The 18,641-nt window shown below is 39.9% G+C and carries 11 protein-coding genes, 2 tRNA genes and 2 rRNA genes; 13 read left to right on the forward strand and 2 right to left on the reverse strand.

The window, feature by feature from the left end:
* Positions 1-17: 17 nt before the first annotated feature.
* Positions 18-881, forward strand: coding sequence for a MetQ/NlpA family ABC transporter substrate-binding protein (locus ACQ4QH_RS00060; protein ID WP_439818806.1), 864 nt, complete (start codon positions 18-20; stop codon positions 879-881).
* Positions 882-937: 56 nt separating this feature from the next.
* On the opposite strand, the gene ACQ4QH_RS00065 is transcribed toward ACQ4QH_RS00060, so the two are convergent.
* Positions 938-1,441, reverse strand: coding sequence for a TetR/AcrR family transcriptional regulator (locus tag ACQ4QH_RS00065; RefSeq protein WP_439818807.1), 504 nt, complete (start codon positions 1,439-1,441; stop codon positions 938-940).
* Positions 1,442-1,565: 124 nt separating this feature from the next.
* Here ACQ4QH_RS00065 and ACQ4QH_RS00070 point away from each other — a divergent pair, with 124 nt between their 5' ends.
* From ACQ4QH_RS00070 to ACQ4QH_RS00080, 3 genes are all read left to right on the forward strand, one after another.
* Positions 1,566-3,941, forward strand: coding sequence for an MMPL family transporter (locus tag ACQ4QH_RS00070; RefSeq protein ID WP_439818808.1), 2,376 nt, complete (start codon positions 1,566-1,568; stop codon positions 3,939-3,941).
* 192 nt (positions 3,942-4,133) lie between these two features.
* Positions 4,134-5,366, forward strand: coding sequence for a polysaccharide deacetylase family protein (locus ACQ4QH_RS00075; protein WP_439818809.1), 1,233 nt, complete (start codon positions 4,134-4,136; stop codon positions 5,364-5,366).
* A 154-nt stretch (positions 5,367-5,520) separates the two neighbouring features.
* Positions 5,521-6,489 carry a helix-turn-helix domain-containing protein gene (locus tag ACQ4QH_RS00080; RefSeq protein ID WP_439818810.1) on the forward strand — a complete coding sequence of 323 codons (969 nt, stop codon included), beginning with the start codon at positions 5,521-5,523 and terminating at the stop codon, positions 6,487-6,489.
* Between the two features lie 74 nt (positions 6,490-6,563).
* Here ACQ4QH_RS00080 and ACQ4QH_RS00085 read toward each other — a convergent pair whose 3' ends face one another.
* Complete coding sequence (locus tag ACQ4QH_RS00085; RefSeq protein ID WP_439818811.1) at positions 6,564-7,010, reverse strand: GNAT family N-acetyltransferase; 447 nt, start codon at positions 7,008-7,010, stop codon at positions 6,564-6,566.
* A gap of 158 nt (positions 7,011-7,168) precedes the next feature.
* Between ACQ4QH_RS00085 and ACQ4QH_RS00090 the strand changes: the two genes are divergently transcribed.
* From ACQ4QH_RS00090 to ACQ4QH_RS00130, 9 genes are all read left to right on the forward strand, one after another.
* A complete protein-coding gene (locus tag ACQ4QH_RS00090) occupies positions 7,169-9,340 on the forward strand; it encodes an LTA synthase family protein (RefSeq protein WP_439819488.1) in 2,172 nt (723 codons plus the stop codon).
* A gap of 238 nt (positions 9,341-9,578) precedes the next feature.
* On the forward strand, positions 9,579-10,052 hold the full coding sequence (locus ACQ4QH_RS00095) for a MerR family transcriptional regulator (protein WP_439818812.1): 474 nt from the start codon (positions 9,579-9,581) through the stop codon (positions 10,050-10,052).
* Positions 10,053-10,233: 181 nt separating this feature from the next.
* The gene (locus ACQ4QH_RS00100) at positions 10,234-11,499 is read left to right on the forward strand and encodes a hydroxymethylglutaryl-CoA reductase, degradative (protein ID WP_439818813.1); all 1,266 of its coding nucleotides are present in this window, start codon (positions 10,234-10,236) and stop codon (positions 11,497-11,499) included.
* 16 nt (positions 11,500-11,515) lie between these two features.
* Complete coding sequence (locus tag ACQ4QH_RS00105) at positions 11,516-12,466, forward strand: IpaB/EvcA family protein (RefSeq protein ID WP_439818814.1); 951 nt, start codon at positions 11,516-11,518, stop codon at positions 12,464-12,466.
* A gap of 9 nt (positions 12,467-12,475) precedes the next feature.
* On the forward strand, positions 12,476-13,177 hold the full coding sequence (locus ACQ4QH_RS00110; RefSeq protein ID WP_439818815.1) for an NAD-dependent protein deacylase: 702 nt from the start codon (positions 12,476-12,478) through the stop codon (positions 13,175-13,177).
* A gap of 521 nt (positions 13,178-13,698) precedes the next feature.
* Positions 13,699-15,273 (forward strand): 16S ribosomal RNA (locus tag ACQ4QH_RS00115).
* A gap of 89 nt (positions 15,274-15,362) precedes the next feature.
* A tRNA-Ile gene (locus ACQ4QH_RS00120) sits at positions 15,363-15,436 on the forward strand.
* Positions 15,437-15,442: 6 nt separating this feature from the next.
* Positions 15,443-15,515 (forward strand) — tRNA-Ala (locus tag ACQ4QH_RS00125).
* A 201-nt stretch (positions 15,516-15,716) separates the two neighbouring features.
* Positions 15,717-18,632 (forward strand): 23S ribosomal RNA (locus ACQ4QH_RS00130).
* Together the 16S and 23S rRNA genes with 2 tRNA genes alongside form the textbook arrangement of a ribosomal RNA operon.
* Positions 18,633-18,641 lie beyond the last annotated feature (9 nt).

Consider the following 18,641-nt stretch of genomic DNA (forward strand, 5'->3'; position numbering starts at 1 on the left):
GTAAGGAGGGGCAGAAAGTGAAGATAAAAAATTGGTTGATATTAATTGGTAGTTTGGTGATACTTGGTGTTATTTCAGTCGGCTTGCATACGTTTAATACTTATAAAATAGCAAATGCACCTGACCAAATTACAGTTGGTTCAATGGGGAGTGATTATGAAGTCTGGCAGTACATTGCCAAAAGCAAAGAGGCTAAGGCGCTTAATTTAAAAATTCGTGTGAAGCAAATCAATGATGGGGTGCAGCTAAATAATGCGACTTCAGAGCATAATGTCAACGTGAATGCTTTTCAATCATATTCATATTATGAGGCTTACAATCATGAAAATCCAAAGCATAAATTAGCGACGTTAGGAACCACTTATTTGGAGCCAATGGGTATATATTCAGATAAGTATCAGTCAATTAAAGATATTGGGACTGGTGCAACCATTGCTATTGCGGATAATCCAGCAAATACAGCACGAGGACTGTTGCTACTACAAGATGCTGGATTAATTAAATTGAAAGCAGGTTTCAATTCATTAGGGAATGTGGGTGACATTGTTTCAAATCCACGCCATTTACAGTTCAAGAAGATTGACGACACAACAGGTCCACGTGTATTAAAAAGTGTTGGTGCGGCTTTGATCTCGAATACAGTTGCGCTGGAAGGACATCTTAATGTATTGAAAGATTCACTTTATCATGAAAAAATTAATCAAAGCACACGCCAAAATATTAATATTTTAGCAACAGCGGCTGATATTTCTAATAAAGACAAAAAAGTGTATCAGAAATTGGTTAAGCTTTATCATGAACCAGCTATTCAAAAGCATGTGAAAGATAAATATCAAGGTACAAAGATTGATGTACAAAAACCGATTTCGTATTTGAAGTAGTATAAAAAAGAAGGTAAATCATTTATTAGTTGCGATTTACCTGCTTTTGTTTTGGGCTAGTTACTTTCTGGAAATGCTTCTGTTTGGTAAATACTGTCTAATATTTGATAATCATTAAACATATCATATTTATTTTCATGCATTTCATTCCAAAGTAAAATACCAACCATTTTACCAATATCCCAAAAAATCTTATCGTCTTTTTGCGTTGTAATTAACAATTCAATAAAATTACTTTGGATGGTTTTATTAAAGTCATGATCATTTTGTTGCTGGGTGATGATTTGTTCTAAAGCAGAAAAATAGACATCATGGATACTTTTAAATGGTTGTTGCTTGAAATGTTTAAGATTGATCGATTGATTTTCAAATAGGAAAGTTACCCCTTGTGATAATAAATCATATTTATCATTAAAGTACTTGTAAACGGTATTACGATGAACTAATGCTTTTGCAGCAATTTCAGTCATTGTGATCTCAGAAAATCTTTTTATAGCTAATAATTCACCAAAACTTTCCAAAATTATTTTTTTAGTACGTTGTTGGCTTAAATTACTCATACAATTATCCTCCATTGCCTATTTTGTGTGCACTTCACATTAATTGTACATGGAATCTTTTTGTGAAATCAATTAAATTAAGTAAATGATAATATAGTCATGTATTGTTAGAAGGAGAGAGCGTATGAAAAATGGTTTAGCCAAGTTTGGAAAATGGGTTTATAACAATAAGTTTAAATCCATCCTTGCTTGGATTGTTATATTAATTGTTTTTGTAGGTAGTTTGGCCACAATGGGCTCAAACTTTAATACGAATTTGAAGATTTCAGGTGTACCATCAACTGATATACAGAGCGTTTTAAAGAAAGAATTTAATCAGTCTGTTGATGCTGGGACAATGAATATTGTTGTCCAGAACAAAGATGATCATAGTATTAAATCATCAGCTGATAAGCAACGTATAAACGCAGCAGTTGCGAAAATAAAGTCAGAACATAAGGATGATATCAAAACAATTACGAGTCCTTATGATTCACAAACAATTAGTTCAGATAATACAACTGGTATTATTGCTGTAACTTTTAAAAAAGAAGCGAATAATGTTTCAAAAAGCGTCGTTCATGATATTGAAAAAATTGGTAACGACAAAATTAAATCACAAAATCTAAAGGTTGCTTACTCGGGAAATACGGTCGCTAGTTATGACATCGGTGGTACTTCTGAAATTATTGGTATTGCGATTGCCTTTGTTTTGCTATTAGTTTTGTTCCGTTCTTTTGTCACAGCTGGTTTGCCAATTATTTCAGCGCTTGTCGGTCTAGTAAGTGGGCTAGTGCTAGTTATGATTGGTACGAATTTCTTCTCAATAGCTAGTGTGGCACAAACACTATCAATTATGATCAGTTTGGCTGTTGGTATTGATTACGCGTTATTCATTATTCATCGTTTTATTGGGGAGCTGCGCACAAGTCGCCAGCATGAAATGGATAACTCAGGAAAGGTACTTGCGCCAGATGAAGCGATGGGAGTAACTTTAGCTAGTGCAGGAAGTTCAGTATTATTTGCTGGAATTACGGTTATTATTGCTCTAGTTGGGTTGTCGTTAGTACGCATTAGTTTCTTAACTCAAATGGGAATTGCGGCAGCTGTGGGGGTCGTGTTTGCAGTCCTTTCAGCCATGACCTTGTTACCAGCACTGATTTCACTACTGCATAAGTTCGTTAAACCATCAGAAAAGTCAGTTAAAGTAGCGAAGAATAAGAAAGATGGCTGGTTTACAAAGTCAATTATTCAGCATCCAATTATTATGAGTATTTTGAGTATCGTTGTCTTGGTTGCCTTTATGCTACCAGCAGGTCATATGCGATTAGGAATGCCATTTGATGGTGTGTTACCTAAGAATAATACACAACGACAGGCTTATGATATGACTGCGGACAAGTTTGGGGATGGGTATAATGCGACATTAGTTGGTGTTGTTAAGTTAGACACCTCTAACACTGATGCTCAAAATAATAAAATTTTAGAGAAGGTCACAAACCACATTAAAAACATGGACAATGTGAAGATGTTGGCCCCAGTTGTTAATGAAGCAGCGGTCGCTAAGTTTAAGACACCAGAAATGCAACAAAAGTTGAAGGCAGAAGGTCAACAATATGTCCAAACTAAGGTGATGGACTATATGAAGGCTAATCCAACAGCTAGTCAAGCAGAACAACAAAGTGTGACGAAAAAGTATACCAATGAATATCAGGCAAAAGTAAAAGCCGATATGAAAAAGGCAGCTATGTCAGGCATACCAGCCAAAATCAGTAAGGATAAAAAGTATGCTTTGATTGTTGTGATGCCAAAAACAAATACGGCGTCAGCTAAGACAGAAAATCTAGCAAAGAAGATTAATAGTTATTCTGATTTGCTAAAAAAGAGCGATGATACGAAGATTACATTAACAGGAACCAATGCAGTTAATATTGACATTACTGAAAAATTAAATAATGCTATTCCGATGTTTATGGGAATTGTTATGCTATTAGCATTCATTTTGTTGATGTTCATGTTTAAGTCATTTATTATTCCGCTAATGGCGATCATCGGCTTTGGTTTATCACTGGTTGCATCATTAGGATTAACGACATTGATTATGCAAGATGGTGTTTTCCATATTAGCGAAGGGTCACCGATTATTGCATTCTTACCAGTGATTATGATCGGAATTGTCTTTGGTTTGGCAATGGACTATGAAGTGTTTATGGTTTCACGGATTAGAGAGACATATATTGCTACTGGTGATACAAACCGTGCTGTTAAAACAGGGTTGCAAGAAAGTGGACCAGTCATTGTTACAGCTGCCTTGATTATGATTGCCGTCTTTGGTAGCTTTGCCTTAGTTGATGATCCAACAATTAAGTCAATTGGTATTTCTTTGGCCAGTGGTGTCTTATTCGATGCCTTCTTGGTTCGTCTGATTATTATTCCAGCGACAATCAAGATATTTGGTCGAGCTAACTGGGTATTTCCAGGAGCAAATTACTATAATAAGTTTAAGGACAATGCCGAGTAATTAGGTACTTTGAAATTAAAAATATTTTTTAAGGAGTGATTTTGTTCACTCCTTTTTTTATATGTTTATGTTGCACTTTTGATGGCTTTAATATTTATAAAGCAATGCGAATAATTTTATTTTTAGGGTAATAAGATATAGAATAATACTAACTTGGCATTTGATATTTATAAAAGTTATGGGGGAGTAGCTGTGATAAAAACCAAAAGAACGAGCCTTTTCATTGGATTGATTTTGGGGGTAAGCTTGGGAATATATGGCAATATTGATGATGATGTTATGGCGGCAAAAACTGATAGTCAAACAACTAAAGCAGTAAAGCAGGCAAAATCATTGAGCCAACAGTACCAATATAAAGAAGCAAAAGCAGTGTTATCCGGGCATAAAGGATCAATCGTTAATCATCTGAAAAAGAGCATTAATAATCAACAGTCGAAGTTAGTCACATGGAATGATCCAACAAAAATTTCACATCTTTTTTACCATTCATTAATTGTTGACCCTGGAAAGGCTTTTTCATCTAAGCAGGCACAAGGATACAAAGATTATATGGTGACCATCGACGAATTTATGCCGATGCTGAATCAGTTATATGATAATGGCTATGTATTAATTAACTTTAAAGATATCATTTCGATTGATAAACAAGGGAAGGTGACTTTCAAACCAATTAAATTACCTGAAGGCAAGAAACCTTTAATTATCTCACAAGATGATGTTAACTATTATGAGTATATGAAAAACTCGGGATTTGCAGATAAATTAGTCGTCAATAAGCAAGGTGATGTTAAAAATCAATATATTGATAAAGGCCAGAAGAAAACTGGTGATTATGATATGGTACCGATTATTGATACTTTCATCAAAAAACATCCAGATTTCTCATACGGTGGATCAAAGGGTGTGATTGCCGAAACGGGTTATAATGGAGCGCTAGGTTATCGTTCATCAGAGAGTCAATATGGTGATACAAAAAAGACACATCGTGAAGCTAAGAAGGCGACAAAGGTTGCTAATGCCATGAAAAAGGAAGGTTGGCAGTTTGCATCGCATTCATGGGGTCATATAAATATGACTACGGCCAGTGTTGATGATATCAAAAAGGATACTGCGCTTTGGCAAAAGGAAGTACAACCAATTGTTGGTAAAACACCAGTATTGATTTTCCCATTTGGAGCAGATATTGGGTCATTTACAAATTATACAAATGATAATGCAAAGTACACTTATCTTAAGAGTAGCGGTTTCAGTATTTTCGATAATGTTGATGCGTCGCAGACATCATGGGGTCAATTAACAAATGACTATTATCGTAACGCACGAATAAATGTCGATGGTATTCGTTTACATGAAACGATGACTGGTGAGAACACGGTCCTAAATGACTTCTTTAATACGAAAGATTTTTATCATCGTGATAAATAATGAAGCTAGTGAGACAAGAGTTGTTTATGATTATTCAACGACTTATAACTCAGTTATTTAAATTAATAGAAAAATAGTTAAGATTCACTATTGATTTGTAAATTCGCGGTATAATGGTACGCAAGAGCAATATGTAGTGGAGGAAAGATTTATCATGGGAAAAAATCGCGTACCTGCTGAGGCAGTTCGGAATGCGTTAATACATTTTATTAAGAAACGTAATATTTCCATTCCGATTATTTTAAAGTCTGTTGATATCTCTAGATCGCGTTTGTATGACTATTTAAATGGTAATGGTCGAGTTAGCGCAACGACGTTTGTGAATTTGTTGAGCACAATTGGTGTATCTTACGATGAGCTTTTACTACATATTTATTTGAATCAGCCCGAATTGGTTGATTCAACGATTAAAGAATTGGGATTAGACCCAAATTCTTATACGCAAACACCAAATGAAGATATGGTGTATCGGGTCTTGGCATTATTTGAAGAAACTCAAGATACTCGATTATTGCTAAATGTAGTACGCGCAATTAATGCGCAAGTGGTTGATTTTGGGCAACGTTACCGCTTAGTTGAAATCGCTCGTCCTGCAATTGTGAAGTTATTAGGTCATCGTGATTCATATTCTTCGACAGATATGCTGTTATTTGCAAATATCATTCGTCATGAACCATACGAAACGGTCAAGGTCATGGTAAAAAAGATGTCTGATCAAGTGCAACAAATTGCAACATTAGAAGGCTATGGACTAGTGGAGATGGATAACTTTTTACCAGCAGCTGTTTGGAATGTGGGTCTCTTAAACTTCCAGATGCTACTAATAGCTTTGGAAAATGGTGATCAGGAAACAGTTGAAGGGACATTGACCTTTATTAGAGACTGTCAATTACCAGACTTTGGTAGTTACTTTACATTCGTTAAGAAATTATCAGAAGTGGTTAAATTAACCTTGGATGATCAGCAAAATGAAGCAGAAGAACTTTGGCAATCAACAGTTCATGCTTTGAAATTTATGGTTGATGATCGTTTCTGGCCAAGTTTTACATACTTGTCACAGCAATCGTATCACGAGTTTATCAAGCCAGTTATCGATTATCGTCGTGTGATCGATGCAAAATAATATGAAAAAAAGAGAGCAAGACAAAAATCGTTTCGTTGATTTTTGTCTTGCTTTCTTTTTAGCTTTTATCTACTTTATAAAGTTAGAATCATATGGCGGTGATCAATGTTGGCATCTTTGAAAACAGGACCTTCAGCAATGAACCCAAGTTTTTCATAAAAACCAATTGCTAATACTTGAGCACCTAAATCAAGTGTCTGCACCTGTGCTTGTTGGGCATCAGCAATAATTTGTTTTAGTAGGGTTGCGGCATAACCTTTACCACGAGCATCACGTAGTGTGGCAACACGTTGAATATGCCAATTTTTGGTCGCTTCATTAATAGCTACTCGAGCAGTTGTTACTGGCGTGTGTGATAGAAAACCAACATAGTGATTGGTTTGGTGATCAAGATTATCTATTTCAATAGTTGTTGGTACACCTTGTTCTTCGATGAAGACACGTTTGCGAATAGTTAGGGCAGCGTCGTTGATGGCACCAAGACCTTGCGCATGTTTAATTTCTAATTGATTTTCTGACATAATATGATCCCCGTTTAATGATGTTTTTATTATTTTAACGCATATTTCTTAATTTAGAAAAAGTCTAAGGTGTATCAATCAAAATTACGCTATAATGGAAAAGATTATTATTTTTGGAAGTAATGAAACAAGATTTAGAAAGAAGAGAACAGACAACTATGATGCATAAGGGTCGTTTTTCTTGGATCAATACACGTTTTGGTTTTGTTATGGTATTGATTGTATTGGTCTGGGCAAAAACACAACTAGCAAATATAATGGATTTTCATCTCTATTCAGGTGCATCTATTATTCAAGTAATCACCTTGTTGCTCAATCCAATACCGATTGCTGCGTTACTAATCGGAATAGCTTTTTATTTTCGGAAATCTAAGTTATTTTATCCCGTAGCAATTGTTATGTATCTTATCAATACACTGATGGTACATTTAAATATTATTTATTATCGTGAATTCACGGATTTTATGTCTGTGGCCACGATGCTGGGATATAACAAGGTTAATCAAGGGTTAGGCGCCTCTGGATTTGCGTTAACTAACATTCATGACCTACTGTACTGGATTGATGTACCTATTTTTATTGTATTGTTCTTATTAAAGAAGATACATTTTGATAAGCAAGCAACAACGAAATTCATGGGCTTTGCATTTTCAACTTTTGCAATTTTTGGTGCTATGACGGTACTAGTGCTAGGCGAGGCTGATCGTCCACAACTAATTACGCGCCAATTCGATAGTAAGATGTTAGTGAAATATTTGGGAATCGATACTTATACCGTGCTAGATGGCATTAAAACGCACGGTGTGACAGAGATGCGTAAATCAGCGAAAAAGTCTGACATTGATAATGTGTTATCGTATGTTAATAAACATTACGCGGATGCCAATGCAAAGTATGCTGGGATGGCTAAAGGAAAGAATGTTTTTGTGATTCATTTGGAATCATTCCAACAATTTTCGATTGATTTGAAAGTCAATAATCAAGCGGTCACACCAAATTTGAATAATATTTATCATTCAGATTCAACAATAGCCTTTGATAATTTCTTCCACCAGGTTGGACAGGGTAAGACTTCTGATGCTGAAAATATGCTAGAAACTTCAACGTTTGGCTTACCACAGGGATCGCTATTTGCTACCCAAGGGAATAATCAAACATTTGAAGCAATGCCTAATATTTTGAAACAAAATGGTGGTTATTCATCAGCAGTATTCCATGGTAATAATGCTAGCTTCTGGAACCGCAGTAATGTGTATAAGAATATGGGGTATCAATATTTCTTTGATGCTAGCTATTACGATACTTCTGGTGATAAGGCGACCGGATATGGTTTGAAGGATAAATTATTGTTCTATGATTCAATTCCATATTTGGAAAAAATGCAGCAGCCGTTCTATGCAAAGTACATTACAGTAACGAACCATTTCCCTTACAGTCTTGATGACGAAGATAAGGATCCTAATTTTACAACAACAAATACAGATTCAGACGTTGTTAACGGATATTTTGAAACAAATCATTATCTAGATCAGTCAATTGGTGAATTCTTTAACTATCTGAAGAAATCGGGATTATATAATAAATCAATTATTGTATTATATGGTGACCATTATGGTATTTCAAATTCTGAAAATAAGCAGTTAGCATCAGTATTAGGAAAAGATCCTAGTGATTGGAATGATTTTGATAATGCCCAATTACAACGTGTGCCATTTATGATTAATATTCCTGGTTGGCATGGTGGTGGTATTAATCACACATACGGTGGTGAGATCGATGTTATGCCAACATTGCTTCATCTTCTAGGTGTTAATACCAAGAAGTATGTACAGTTAGGGCAAGACTTACTAAGTACTAAGCGTCAACAAGTTGTTGCTTTCCGTGATAAGGACTTTGTCACATCGAAGTATACGTATACTAACCACGTGTTGTATGATAATGCCACAGGTGAAGCGATTAAAAATCCTTCTAAGAAGGTAAAAGCGCAAGTTGCTAAGTATAAACAAGAAGTTCGTCAACAATTAAGTGTTTCAGACAATTTGAACCAAAAAGATTTGTTACGTTTTTACAAACCAAAGGGTTATAAATCAGTCAATGCTTCGAACTACAATTACTCAAATGGACTTGCCAAACTACAAAGGCTTGATAAACAGTTAGGAACTGGTTCAACCTCATTATGGCATGAACGTGGTGACAAGAAATCACAATCGCTATATCAAACAGATGCACCAGAAAAGGATAAACCAAAGTCTGATACATCACGTATCCAACAGGTCAATCCAGACGGTGGTGATGATACTGATGGTGGCGATGATACGCCAAATCCATAATAGTAAGATAACGAGACAAAATCGTTTTGAAGTTGTTACATTGAGGCTTTAGACTTTGGAACGCGTCTAAGATCATCAATTTACCAAATTTAAATTGGTAGATTGGTGATTTTTTTAAATACTATCGTGAAAATGCTTGGATAGTTTTTGATTTAAAGTAAATTGTGCTGTTTTTAACGAAGTTGACAAATTTGTTAGATAACCTGACAATAAAGGCGATGATATTTGAAGGAGATAGATGATGGCATTTTCAGGAGAACATCACTTACGAATGAAAGCTTTAGCATCTGAATTGTTTCAATTCCGTATCGGTGAATTAGCGACTATGACTGGTGTGTCAACTCGCCAATTACGGTATTGGGAGAGTAAGGGCATTATTTCCTCATTAGAACGTGAGGGAGAACAAGATGCACGTGTCTATAATTATACGGCTTACGTTACCGTTGCTGCGATTAAGGAATTTTTAGATGATGGCTACACATTAAAAGGTGCTGTTAAAAAAACAAAAGAGTATCAAGAGAACTGGCAGGTCTTGCATGATGTGATGCATAATGCGGTAAAGGGCGTTGTTTTGTTAGACAATAAACCAGTGGTTGATTTGGGCTTTTTCGATGAAGATGAAACCCAGCGTTTGTATGCAACTATAGATAAAAACAACCAGGTGAAGTATTTAGTCCAAGCTTGGCCAAGTAATGCAGAGAGCATTGAATAGATAGAGGTTTCAGATTTTTGGAACGTGTTTATACTGTAAAACTAACATACTTTTAATTACTACTTTTTGGCACAAAAATTAGAGGCTGAGACAACATCTGTCTCAGCCTTTTTTTATAAAAGCGCAAAATCTTGTGAAGAACTGTTAAACTAATAATAGATTAAATAAAGAGGGATAATGTATGACAAATTGGCATAGTTTTTATAAACGACCATGGTCAGAACGTCTAACTATTTTGACCGATAATCAAAATTTAACGATTGATGAACAGCAATTAATACAGGACCAGTATGATGATATCGGTGCCCAACAAGTTGAAAATTATATTTATAATTTTGGTGTGCCGACAGGTCTATTATTACAATTACCAGTAGACGGTCAAGAATTTATTGTGCCTATGACAACTGAAGAGCCTAGTGTGATTGCGGCTGCTAATAATGGTGCTCGTATGATGCGACAAGGTTCTGGCGTGAAAACGAAACGACGGGAACATCTTATGCGTGGCCAGATTATGATTGTTAATCTATCGGACATGGCGGCACTGCAGCAATTCATCCAGCATCAGGAGTTACGATTGTTGCAAATTGCAAATGATGCTCATCCATCAATGGCGGCTCGTGGCGGTGGCGCAAAGCGGTTGACCATCGATGTGTTAGATGAAAAGACAGCGGCGGTCAATGTGTTGGTAGATACTAAAGAAGCTATGGGTGCAAATACAGTAAACACAATGGCAGAGGCTGTAGCAACACAATTACGCCAGCAAGGCTATCAGGTTTTGATGGCTATTTTGTCTAATTATGGCACAGAGGCGTTGGTGGAAGCAGAAGTAGCCATACCGGTGACGGCATTAGCAACGAAACAAGGGTTGTCAGGACAGGTGATTGCAGAAAAAATTGCCTCAGCAAGTTATTTAGAAGAATTATCCCCACATCGGGCAGTCACATCCAATAAGGGGATTTTGAATGGTATTGAAGCAGTTGTATTAGCAAGTGGAAATGATACAAGGGCTGTTAATGCTGCTTTGCACGCATATGCCGCACATACTGGTCAATACAGTGGTTTGATCTCATGGCAAGTAGAACATGATCAATTAGTTGGTCGTACTGTCATGCCAATGTCTATTGGTGTTGTTGGCGGATCGATTGGTATCGTGCCAGCAGTGAAATTAAATCACCATATTATGGGCAATCCAAGTGCAGAACAATTAGCAGGTATTATCATTGCCACTGGATTAGCACAGAATTTAGCAGCTTTGCGAGCACTTGTTTCAACGGGTATTCAGGCAGGTCATATGGCTTTGCAAGCGAAATCACTGGCTATACAAGTCGGCGCAAAGAGTGATGAAGTTGAACAGCTAGTGGCGCAGCTAAATCAAACTAATCAGATCAACGCAGCGATGGCGCGTCAATTATTACAGAAGATGCGTGATTCACACGCAGAGAACTAAAGATAGGACAGAAAAAATGAAATTTGCGAAAGAAACAATGACATTGTTAGACCAGGTCAATGCACTATATCCTGGCTCAGTTGTCTTACGAGGTAACGAAGACGCTAGTGGCATAATTACTCACGATCAAGTATCAACATCAATGTTAGGTACACGACTAATGGTTGAAGTAAATGATGGGACTGCACCTGATTTTTTGGCAACATCAGAATTATTGCTGATGCTTTTGACATTGAACGGGTACCCACAGGTTTATTTCCAATTGAAAGATGATGATGTGGAATTAACGAACCAATTAATGGTTATGGCAACCTATCTTTATCAACCAGCATTACGTGCCATTGTTTATCGTGAGCAGGCAGCGCATGGGTTACTTACGGATGATGTTGTGGAAGGCGTAGTTACTGGTGTACAGCAGACGATTTCAAAAGAGACTGCGGATGATAATGGCGAAGCAGCACTACGATTATTGACATTATTAGATTTCCAAGTATTTTTGCATGCTGTGCCAAATGATACGACGGCAATCGTTGAAAAACTAGCGGCACTTTATCCAAAATCATGGTCAGCAGCTGAAAAAATAGCAATTGCCATGAAGATTGATGATATTAAAGATCCATTTAGCGTTCATCGTGCAGTTGTGACAGCTTTTTCAATGTTTGATGAGCAAATGGTTGCTTGGGACTTGCCAGAAATTTATGCTAGCGAATTTGCAACATTGACACCAGTTCTATCGGAACGTCAATTACGGTTACCACTCGCGCAAGTATTTGATATCAAGCACATGACAATGAAAGATCGTCATACAGATAAAGATGCTTATGCAGGATTATTAAAGGCCTCAGGTCAAAATAGTTTTGTACTTACTGCACCAGAAGATAAAATGGCTGACTTTTTTAAGGAACTCTATCAAACACCTGTTAAAGAGGTACTGACTAAACTTGGACAACCATTTGCAATGCGATAGGAGGAAGTGATGGTATTGGTAACATCAGATGTACAACAACTATTTGATGATGCAAAAAATATTGTTTTTTTGACGGGTGCAGGTGTATCTACTGCTTCAGGTATTCCGGATTACCGATCAAAAGGTGGTATCTATGATGGTATGACATTACGTCCCGAGTATTTATTGAGTACAGAGGCATTAGCAAAAGAACCAGAGAAAATGTATGCGTTTGCTAAGGAAAACATGTATTTTCCAGATGCACAACCAAATATTATTCACCAAAAAATGGCTGAATTGACGCAAAAGAATCGTGCACGTATTATTACGCAAAATGTTGATGGCTTGCACTTAAAGGCTGGGGCTAAGAATGTTATTGAATTCCACGGGTCACTTTATAACATTTACGCAACGAAGGATGGTAAACCTAGTGATGTGAATACCTATTTACATTCACTTTATCGTGAAGATGGTGCGTTATTACGACCAGCAATTACATTGTATGGCGAGATTCCATTTAGAGTGGATGAGGCAGCCCAATGGATGTCGCAAGCAGATTTGGTTGTAATCGTTGGGACTAGCTTTGTTGTTTACCCATTTGCCGGCTTGCTACAGTATGCTCGTCCGAATGTACCGATACTAGCAGTTAATTTGGAGAAAATTCCTGCACCAGCTCATGTTGAGCAAATCGTTGGGGATGCACGCAAGTTTTTCTCAGAATTGCAAGTATAGGGTGTGCTTGTTAGCAATTATACTAATTGTTATTACAGTAAGAATTCAATCTCTATAGAGCACGTTTAAGGTCATTGATCTGCCAAATTTATATAGGTAGATTGATGGCTTTTTCGTTATATAAAATCACAACTGATGTTCCAGACTCTTTCTGTTCAATAAGTCATAATTTTATATAATGTTCGTAAAAAAATAAAAACGATAATCTATTGACGAACATTATGATTGCTGGTATGATATTTAAGTGGTCGTGTGAGACAACTTGGTTACTAAAACTATTAATTAATAATTATATTAATTAATAGTTGACAATCATTTGATTGTACTGTAATATTAATTAAGTTGTCAGCGAGACGACAAAGATGTAGATCATTGAAAACTGAATATCGTTTCGATGAAACAAATGTGTAGGGTCATCAAGTATTTTACTTGATACAAAAACATTTGCGAAGTCAATTCGCTAGTAAATTCGTTTAACTTCTGTTAAACAACAAATAACAAATGAGTTATACTCAAGCTTTTAAAATGAGAGTTTGATCCTGGCTCAGGATGAACGCTGGCGGCGTGCCTAATACATGCAAGTCGAACGCTTTGTCTTTAACTGATATGAAGAGCTTGCTCTGATTTGATTTTATCTGACAAAGAGTGGCGAACGGGTGAGTAACACGTGGGTAACCTACCTCTTAGCAGGGGATAACATTTGGAAACAAGTGCTAATACCGTATAATACCAACAACCGCATGGTTGTTGGTTGAAAGATGGTTCTGCTATCACTAAGAGATGGACCCGCGGTGCATTAGCTAGTTGGTAAGGTAACGGCTTACCAAGGCAATGATGCATAGCCGAGTTGAGAGACTGATCGGCCACAATGGGACTGAGACACGGCCCATACTCCTACGGGAGGCAGCAGTAGGGAATCTTCCACAATGGGCGCAAGCCTGATGGAGCAACGCCGCGTGTGTGATGAAGGGTTTCGGCTCGTAAAACACTGTTATAAGAGAAGAACGGCACTGAGAGTAACTGTTCAGTGTGTGACGGTATCTTACCAGAAAGGAACGGCTAAATACGTGCCAGCAGCCGCGGTAATACGTATGTTCCAAGCGTTATCCGGATTTATTGGGCGTAAAGCGAGCGCAGACGGTTATTTAAGTCTGAAGTGAAAGCCCTCAGCTCAACTGAGGAATGGCTTTGGAAACTGGATGACTTGAGTGCAGTAGAGGAAAGTGGAACTCCATGTGTAGCGGTGAAATGCGTAGATATATGGAAGAACACCAGTGGCGAAGGCGGCTTTCTGGACTGTAACTGACGTTGAGGCTCGAAAGTGTGGGTAGCAAACAGGATTAGATACCCTGGTAGTCCACACCGTAAACGATGAGTGCTAGATGTTCGAGGGTTTCCGCCCTTGAGTGTCGCAGCTAACGCATTAAGCACTCCGCCTGGGGAGTACGACCGCAAGGTTGAAACTCAAAGGAATTGACGGGGACCCGCACAAGCGGTGGAGCATGTGGTTTAATTCGAAGCAACGCGAAGAACCTTACCAGGTCTTGACATCCCTTGCTAATCCTAGAAATAGGACGTTCCCTTCGGGGACAAGGTGACAGGTGGTGCATGGTTGTCGTCAGCTCGTGTCGTGAGATGTTGGGTTAAGTCCCGCAACGAGCGCAACCCTTATTATTAGTTGCCAGCATTCAGTTGGGCACTCTAGTGAGACTGCCGGTGACAAACCGGAGGAAGGTGGGGATGACGTCAAATCATCATGCCCCTTATGACCTGGGCTACACACGTGCTACAATGGCATATACAACGAGTCGCCAACCCGCGAGGGTGCGCTAATCTCTTAAAGTATGTCTCAGTTCGGATTGTAGGCTGCAACTCGCCTACATGAAGTCGGAATCGCTAGTAATCGCGGATCAGCACGCCGCGGTGAATACGTTCCCGGGTCTTGTACACACCGCCCGTCACACCATGAGAGTTTGTAACACCCAAAGCCGGTGGGGTAACCTTTTAGGAGCCAGCCGTCTAAGGTGGGACAGATGATTAGGGTGAAGTCGTAACAAGGTAGCCGTAGGAGAACCTGCGGCTGGATCACCTCCTTTCTAAGGAAAATCGGAAGCCTACACATTCAACGAAACGATATTTAGTTTTGAGTGATTTACACTCAATGAAGACAGAGAGTCGAATCTCTGGGACTGTAGCTCAGCTGGTTAGAGCGCACCCCTGATAAGGGTGAGGTCGGAGGTTCGAGTCCTCTCAGTCCCATGATATGGGGAATTAGCTCAGCTGGGAGAGCACCTGCTTTGCAAGCAGGGGGTCATCGGTTCGAACCCGATATTCTCCATAACAACCATCTGGTTGTTAATTAGTTCTTTGAAAACTGAATCATAATTGTAAATTTTTAAATTCATTATAATTGATCAAATCAATTAAATTGAGCCGAAAAAATACACCGCGTAATTTTTTGAGTTTTTTAAATAAGTTTAAAATCGCTTGTGACCATTGAGTCACAATACTCAAACGAAATCATCAACGAAAGTTGATCGGTTAAGTTATTAAGGGCGCATGGTGAATGCCTTGGCACTAGGAGCCGATGAAGGACGGGACTAACACCGATATGCCTCGGGGAGCTGTAAGTAAGCTGTGATCCGGGGATTTCCGAATGGGGGAACCCAACTTGTGATGCAAGTTATCGTTTAATGAATACATAGTTAAACGAAGGTAGACGTTGTGAACTGAAACATCTCATTAGCAACAGGAGAAGAAAGAAAAATCGATTCCGTCAGTAGCGGCGAGCGAACGCGGAGGAGCCCAAACCAGAGTGCTTGCACTCTGGGGTTGTAGGACTACCGTTGTGGAGTTACAAATTTGTTTATTAGCAGAATCAGCTGGGAAGCTGAGCGAAACAGGGTGATAGCCCCGTATGCGAAAGTAAGCAAACTCCCGTGTAGGATCCTGAGTACGGCCGGACACGTGAAATCCGGTCGGAAACTGCGAGGACCATCTCGTAAGGCTAAATACTCCCTAGTGACCGATAGTGAACCAGTACCGTGAGGGAAAGGTGAAAAGCACCCCGGAAGGGGAGTGAAAAAGTTCCTGAAACCATGTGCCTACAACAAGTTAGAGCCCGTTAATGGGTGATAGCGTGCCTTTTGTAGAATGAACCGGCGAGTTACGATACCATGCAAGGTTAAGGTGGAAAGACCGGAGCCGTAGCGAAAGCGAGTCTGAAATGGGCGTTTTAGTATGTTGTTGTAGACCCGAAACCAGGTGACCTACCCATGTCCAGGGTGAAGGTGCGGTAAAACGCACTGGAGGCCCGAACCCGTACATGTTGAAAAATGTTGGGATGAGGTGTGGGTAGCGGTGAAATTCCAATCGAACTTGGAGATAGCTGGTTCTCTCCGAAATAGCTTTAGGGCTAGCCTCGGAAGATAGCGTGTTGGAGGTAGAGCACTGTTTTGGTGCGGGGCCCATCTCGGGTTACTAAATTAAGATAAACTCCGAATGCCAATCACGTATGTCCGGGAGTCAGACAGTGAGTGATAAGATCCATTGTCGAAAGGGGAACAGCCCAGATCGTCAGTTAAGGTCCCTAAGTGTGTGTTAAGTGGAAAAGGATGTGAAGTTGCATAGACAACTAGGATGTTGGCTCAGAAGCAGCCACCATTTAAAGAGTGCGTAATAGCTCACTAGTCGAGTGATTCTGCGCCGAAAATGTACCGGGGCTAAACACACCACCGAAACTACGGGTGCCACATTAGTGGCGCGATAGGAGAGCGTTCTAAGGGCAATGAAGTCAGACCGTGAGGACTGGTGGAGCGCTTAGAAGTGAGAATGCCGGTATGAGTAGCGAAAGACAGGTGAGAATCCTGTCCACCGTATGACTAAGGTTTCCTGGGGAAGGCTCGTCCTCCCAGGGTTAGTCGGGACCTAAGGCGAGGCCGAAAGGCGTAGTCGATGGCTAACAGGTTGAGATTCCTGTACCAGGTGAACATGTTTGAACGATGGAGGGACGCAGAAGGCTAACAGAACCCAGCGGCTGGAAATGCTGGGCCAAGCAACAAGTCTTAGTGTGAGTCAAATGCTTGCACTTATACGGACAAGTTGTGATGGGGACCGAAATAAAGTAGGGAAGTCTGTGATGTCACGCTGCCGAGAAAAGCTTCTAGTTAGTGTTTACCTGCCCGTACCGCAAACCGACACAGGTAGTCGAGGAGAGCATCCTAAGGTGAGCGAGTGAACTCTCGTTAAGGAACTCGGCAAAATGACCCCGTAACTTCGGGAGAAGGGGTGCTCAGCGCAAGCTGAGCCGCAGTGAATAGGCCCAGGCGACTGTTTATCAAAAACACAGGTTTCTGCAAAATCGTAAGATGACGTATAGGGGCTGACGCCTGCCCGGTGCTGGAAGGTTAAAAGGAGTGCTTAGCTTCGGCGAAGGTACGAATTGAAGCCCCAGTAAACGGCGGCCGTAACTATAACGGTCCTAAGGTAGCGAAATTCCTTGTCGGGTAAGTTCCGACCCGCACGAAAGGCGTAACGATCTGGGCGCTGTCTCAACGAGAGACTCGGTGAAATTTAAAGACCCGTGAAGATGCGGGTTACCCGCGACAGGACGGAAAGACCCCATGGAGCTTTACTGTAGCTTGATATTGAGTGTTTGTGCAGCTTGTACAGCATAGGTAGGAGCCGTAGAAATCGGGACGCTAGTTTCGATGGAGGCAAACGTGGGATACTACCCTCGTTGTATGAACACTCTAACTCACACCACTAAGCGTGGTGGAAGACAGTGTCTGGCAGGCAGTTTGACTGGGGCGGTCGCCTCCTAAAAGGTAACGGAGGCGCCCAAAGGTTCCCTCAGAATGGTTGGAAATCATTCGCAGAGTGTAAAGGCACAAGGGAGCTTGACTGTGAGACTTACCAGTCGAGCAGGTACGAAAGTAGGGCTTAGTGATCCGGTGGTTCCGCATGGAAGGGCCATCGCTCAACGGACAAAAGCTACCCTGGGGATAACAGGCTTATCTCCCCCAAGAGTCCACATCGACGGGGAGGTTTGGCACCTCGATGTCGGCTCATCGCATCCTGGGGCTGTAGTCGGTCCCAAGGGTTGGGCTGTTCGCCCATTAAAGCGGTACGCGAGCTGGGTTCAGAACGTCGTGAGACAGTTCGGTCCCTATCCGTCGCGGGCGTAGGAAATTTGAGAGGAGCTGCCCTTAGTACGAGAGGACCGGGGTGGACGTACCACTGGTGTATCAGTTGTTCCGCCAGGAGCATCGCTGAGTAGCTATGTACGGATGAGATAAACGCTGAAAGCATCTAAGTGTGAAACTCGCCTCGAGATGAGATTTCCCATTCAGAAATGAAGTAAGACCCCTCAGAGATGATGAGGTAGATAGGCTAGAAGTGGACGTGCGGTGACGCATGGAGCGGACTAGTACTAATGGTTCGAGGACTTAACCAAGTAGCAAGT

The organism is Weissella paramesenteroides (assembly GCF_051903945.1).
GTDB lineage: Bacteria > Bacillota > Bacilli > Lactobacillales > Lactobacillaceae > Weissella > Weissella paramesenteroides_A.

Bases quoted from the DNA above. Each gene is read 5' to 3' on its own strand.
- ACQ4QH_RS00100 (WP_439818813.1), top strand. From the start codon at position 10,234: ATGACAAATTGGCATAGTTTTTATAAACGACCATGGTCAGAACGTCTA.
- ACQ4QH_RS00085 (WP_439818811.1), bottom strand. From the start codon at position 7,010: ATGTCAGAAAATCAATTAGAAATTAAACATGCGCAAGGTCTTGGTGCC.
- ACQ4QH_RS00105 (WP_439818814.1), top strand. From the start codon at position 11,516: ATGAAATTTGCGAAAGAAACAATGACATTGTTAGACCAGGTCAATGCA.
- ACQ4QH_RS00110 (WP_439818815.1), top strand. From the start codon at position 12,476: ATGGTATTGGTAACATCAGATGTACAACAACTATTTGATGATGCAAAA.
- ACQ4QH_RS00095 (WP_439818812.1), top strand. From the start codon at position 9,579: ATGATGGCATTTTCAGGAGAACATCACTTACGAATGAAAGCTTTAGCA.
- ACQ4QH_RS00080 (WP_439818810.1), top strand. From the start codon at position 5,521: ATGGGAAAAAATCGCGTACCTGCTGAGGCAGTTCGGAATGCGTTAATA.
- ACQ4QH_RS00070 (WP_439818808.1), top strand. From the start codon at position 1,566: ATGAAAAATGGTTTAGCCAAGTTTGGAAAATGGGTTTATAACAATAAG.
- ACQ4QH_RS00065 (WP_439818807.1), bottom strand. From the start codon at position 1,441: ATGAGTAATTTAAGCCAACAACGTACTAAAAAAATAATTTTGGAAAGT.
- ACQ4QH_RS00090 (WP_439819488.1), top strand. From the start codon at position 7,169: ATGATGCATAAGGGTCGTTTTTCTTGGATCAATACACGTTTTGGTTTT.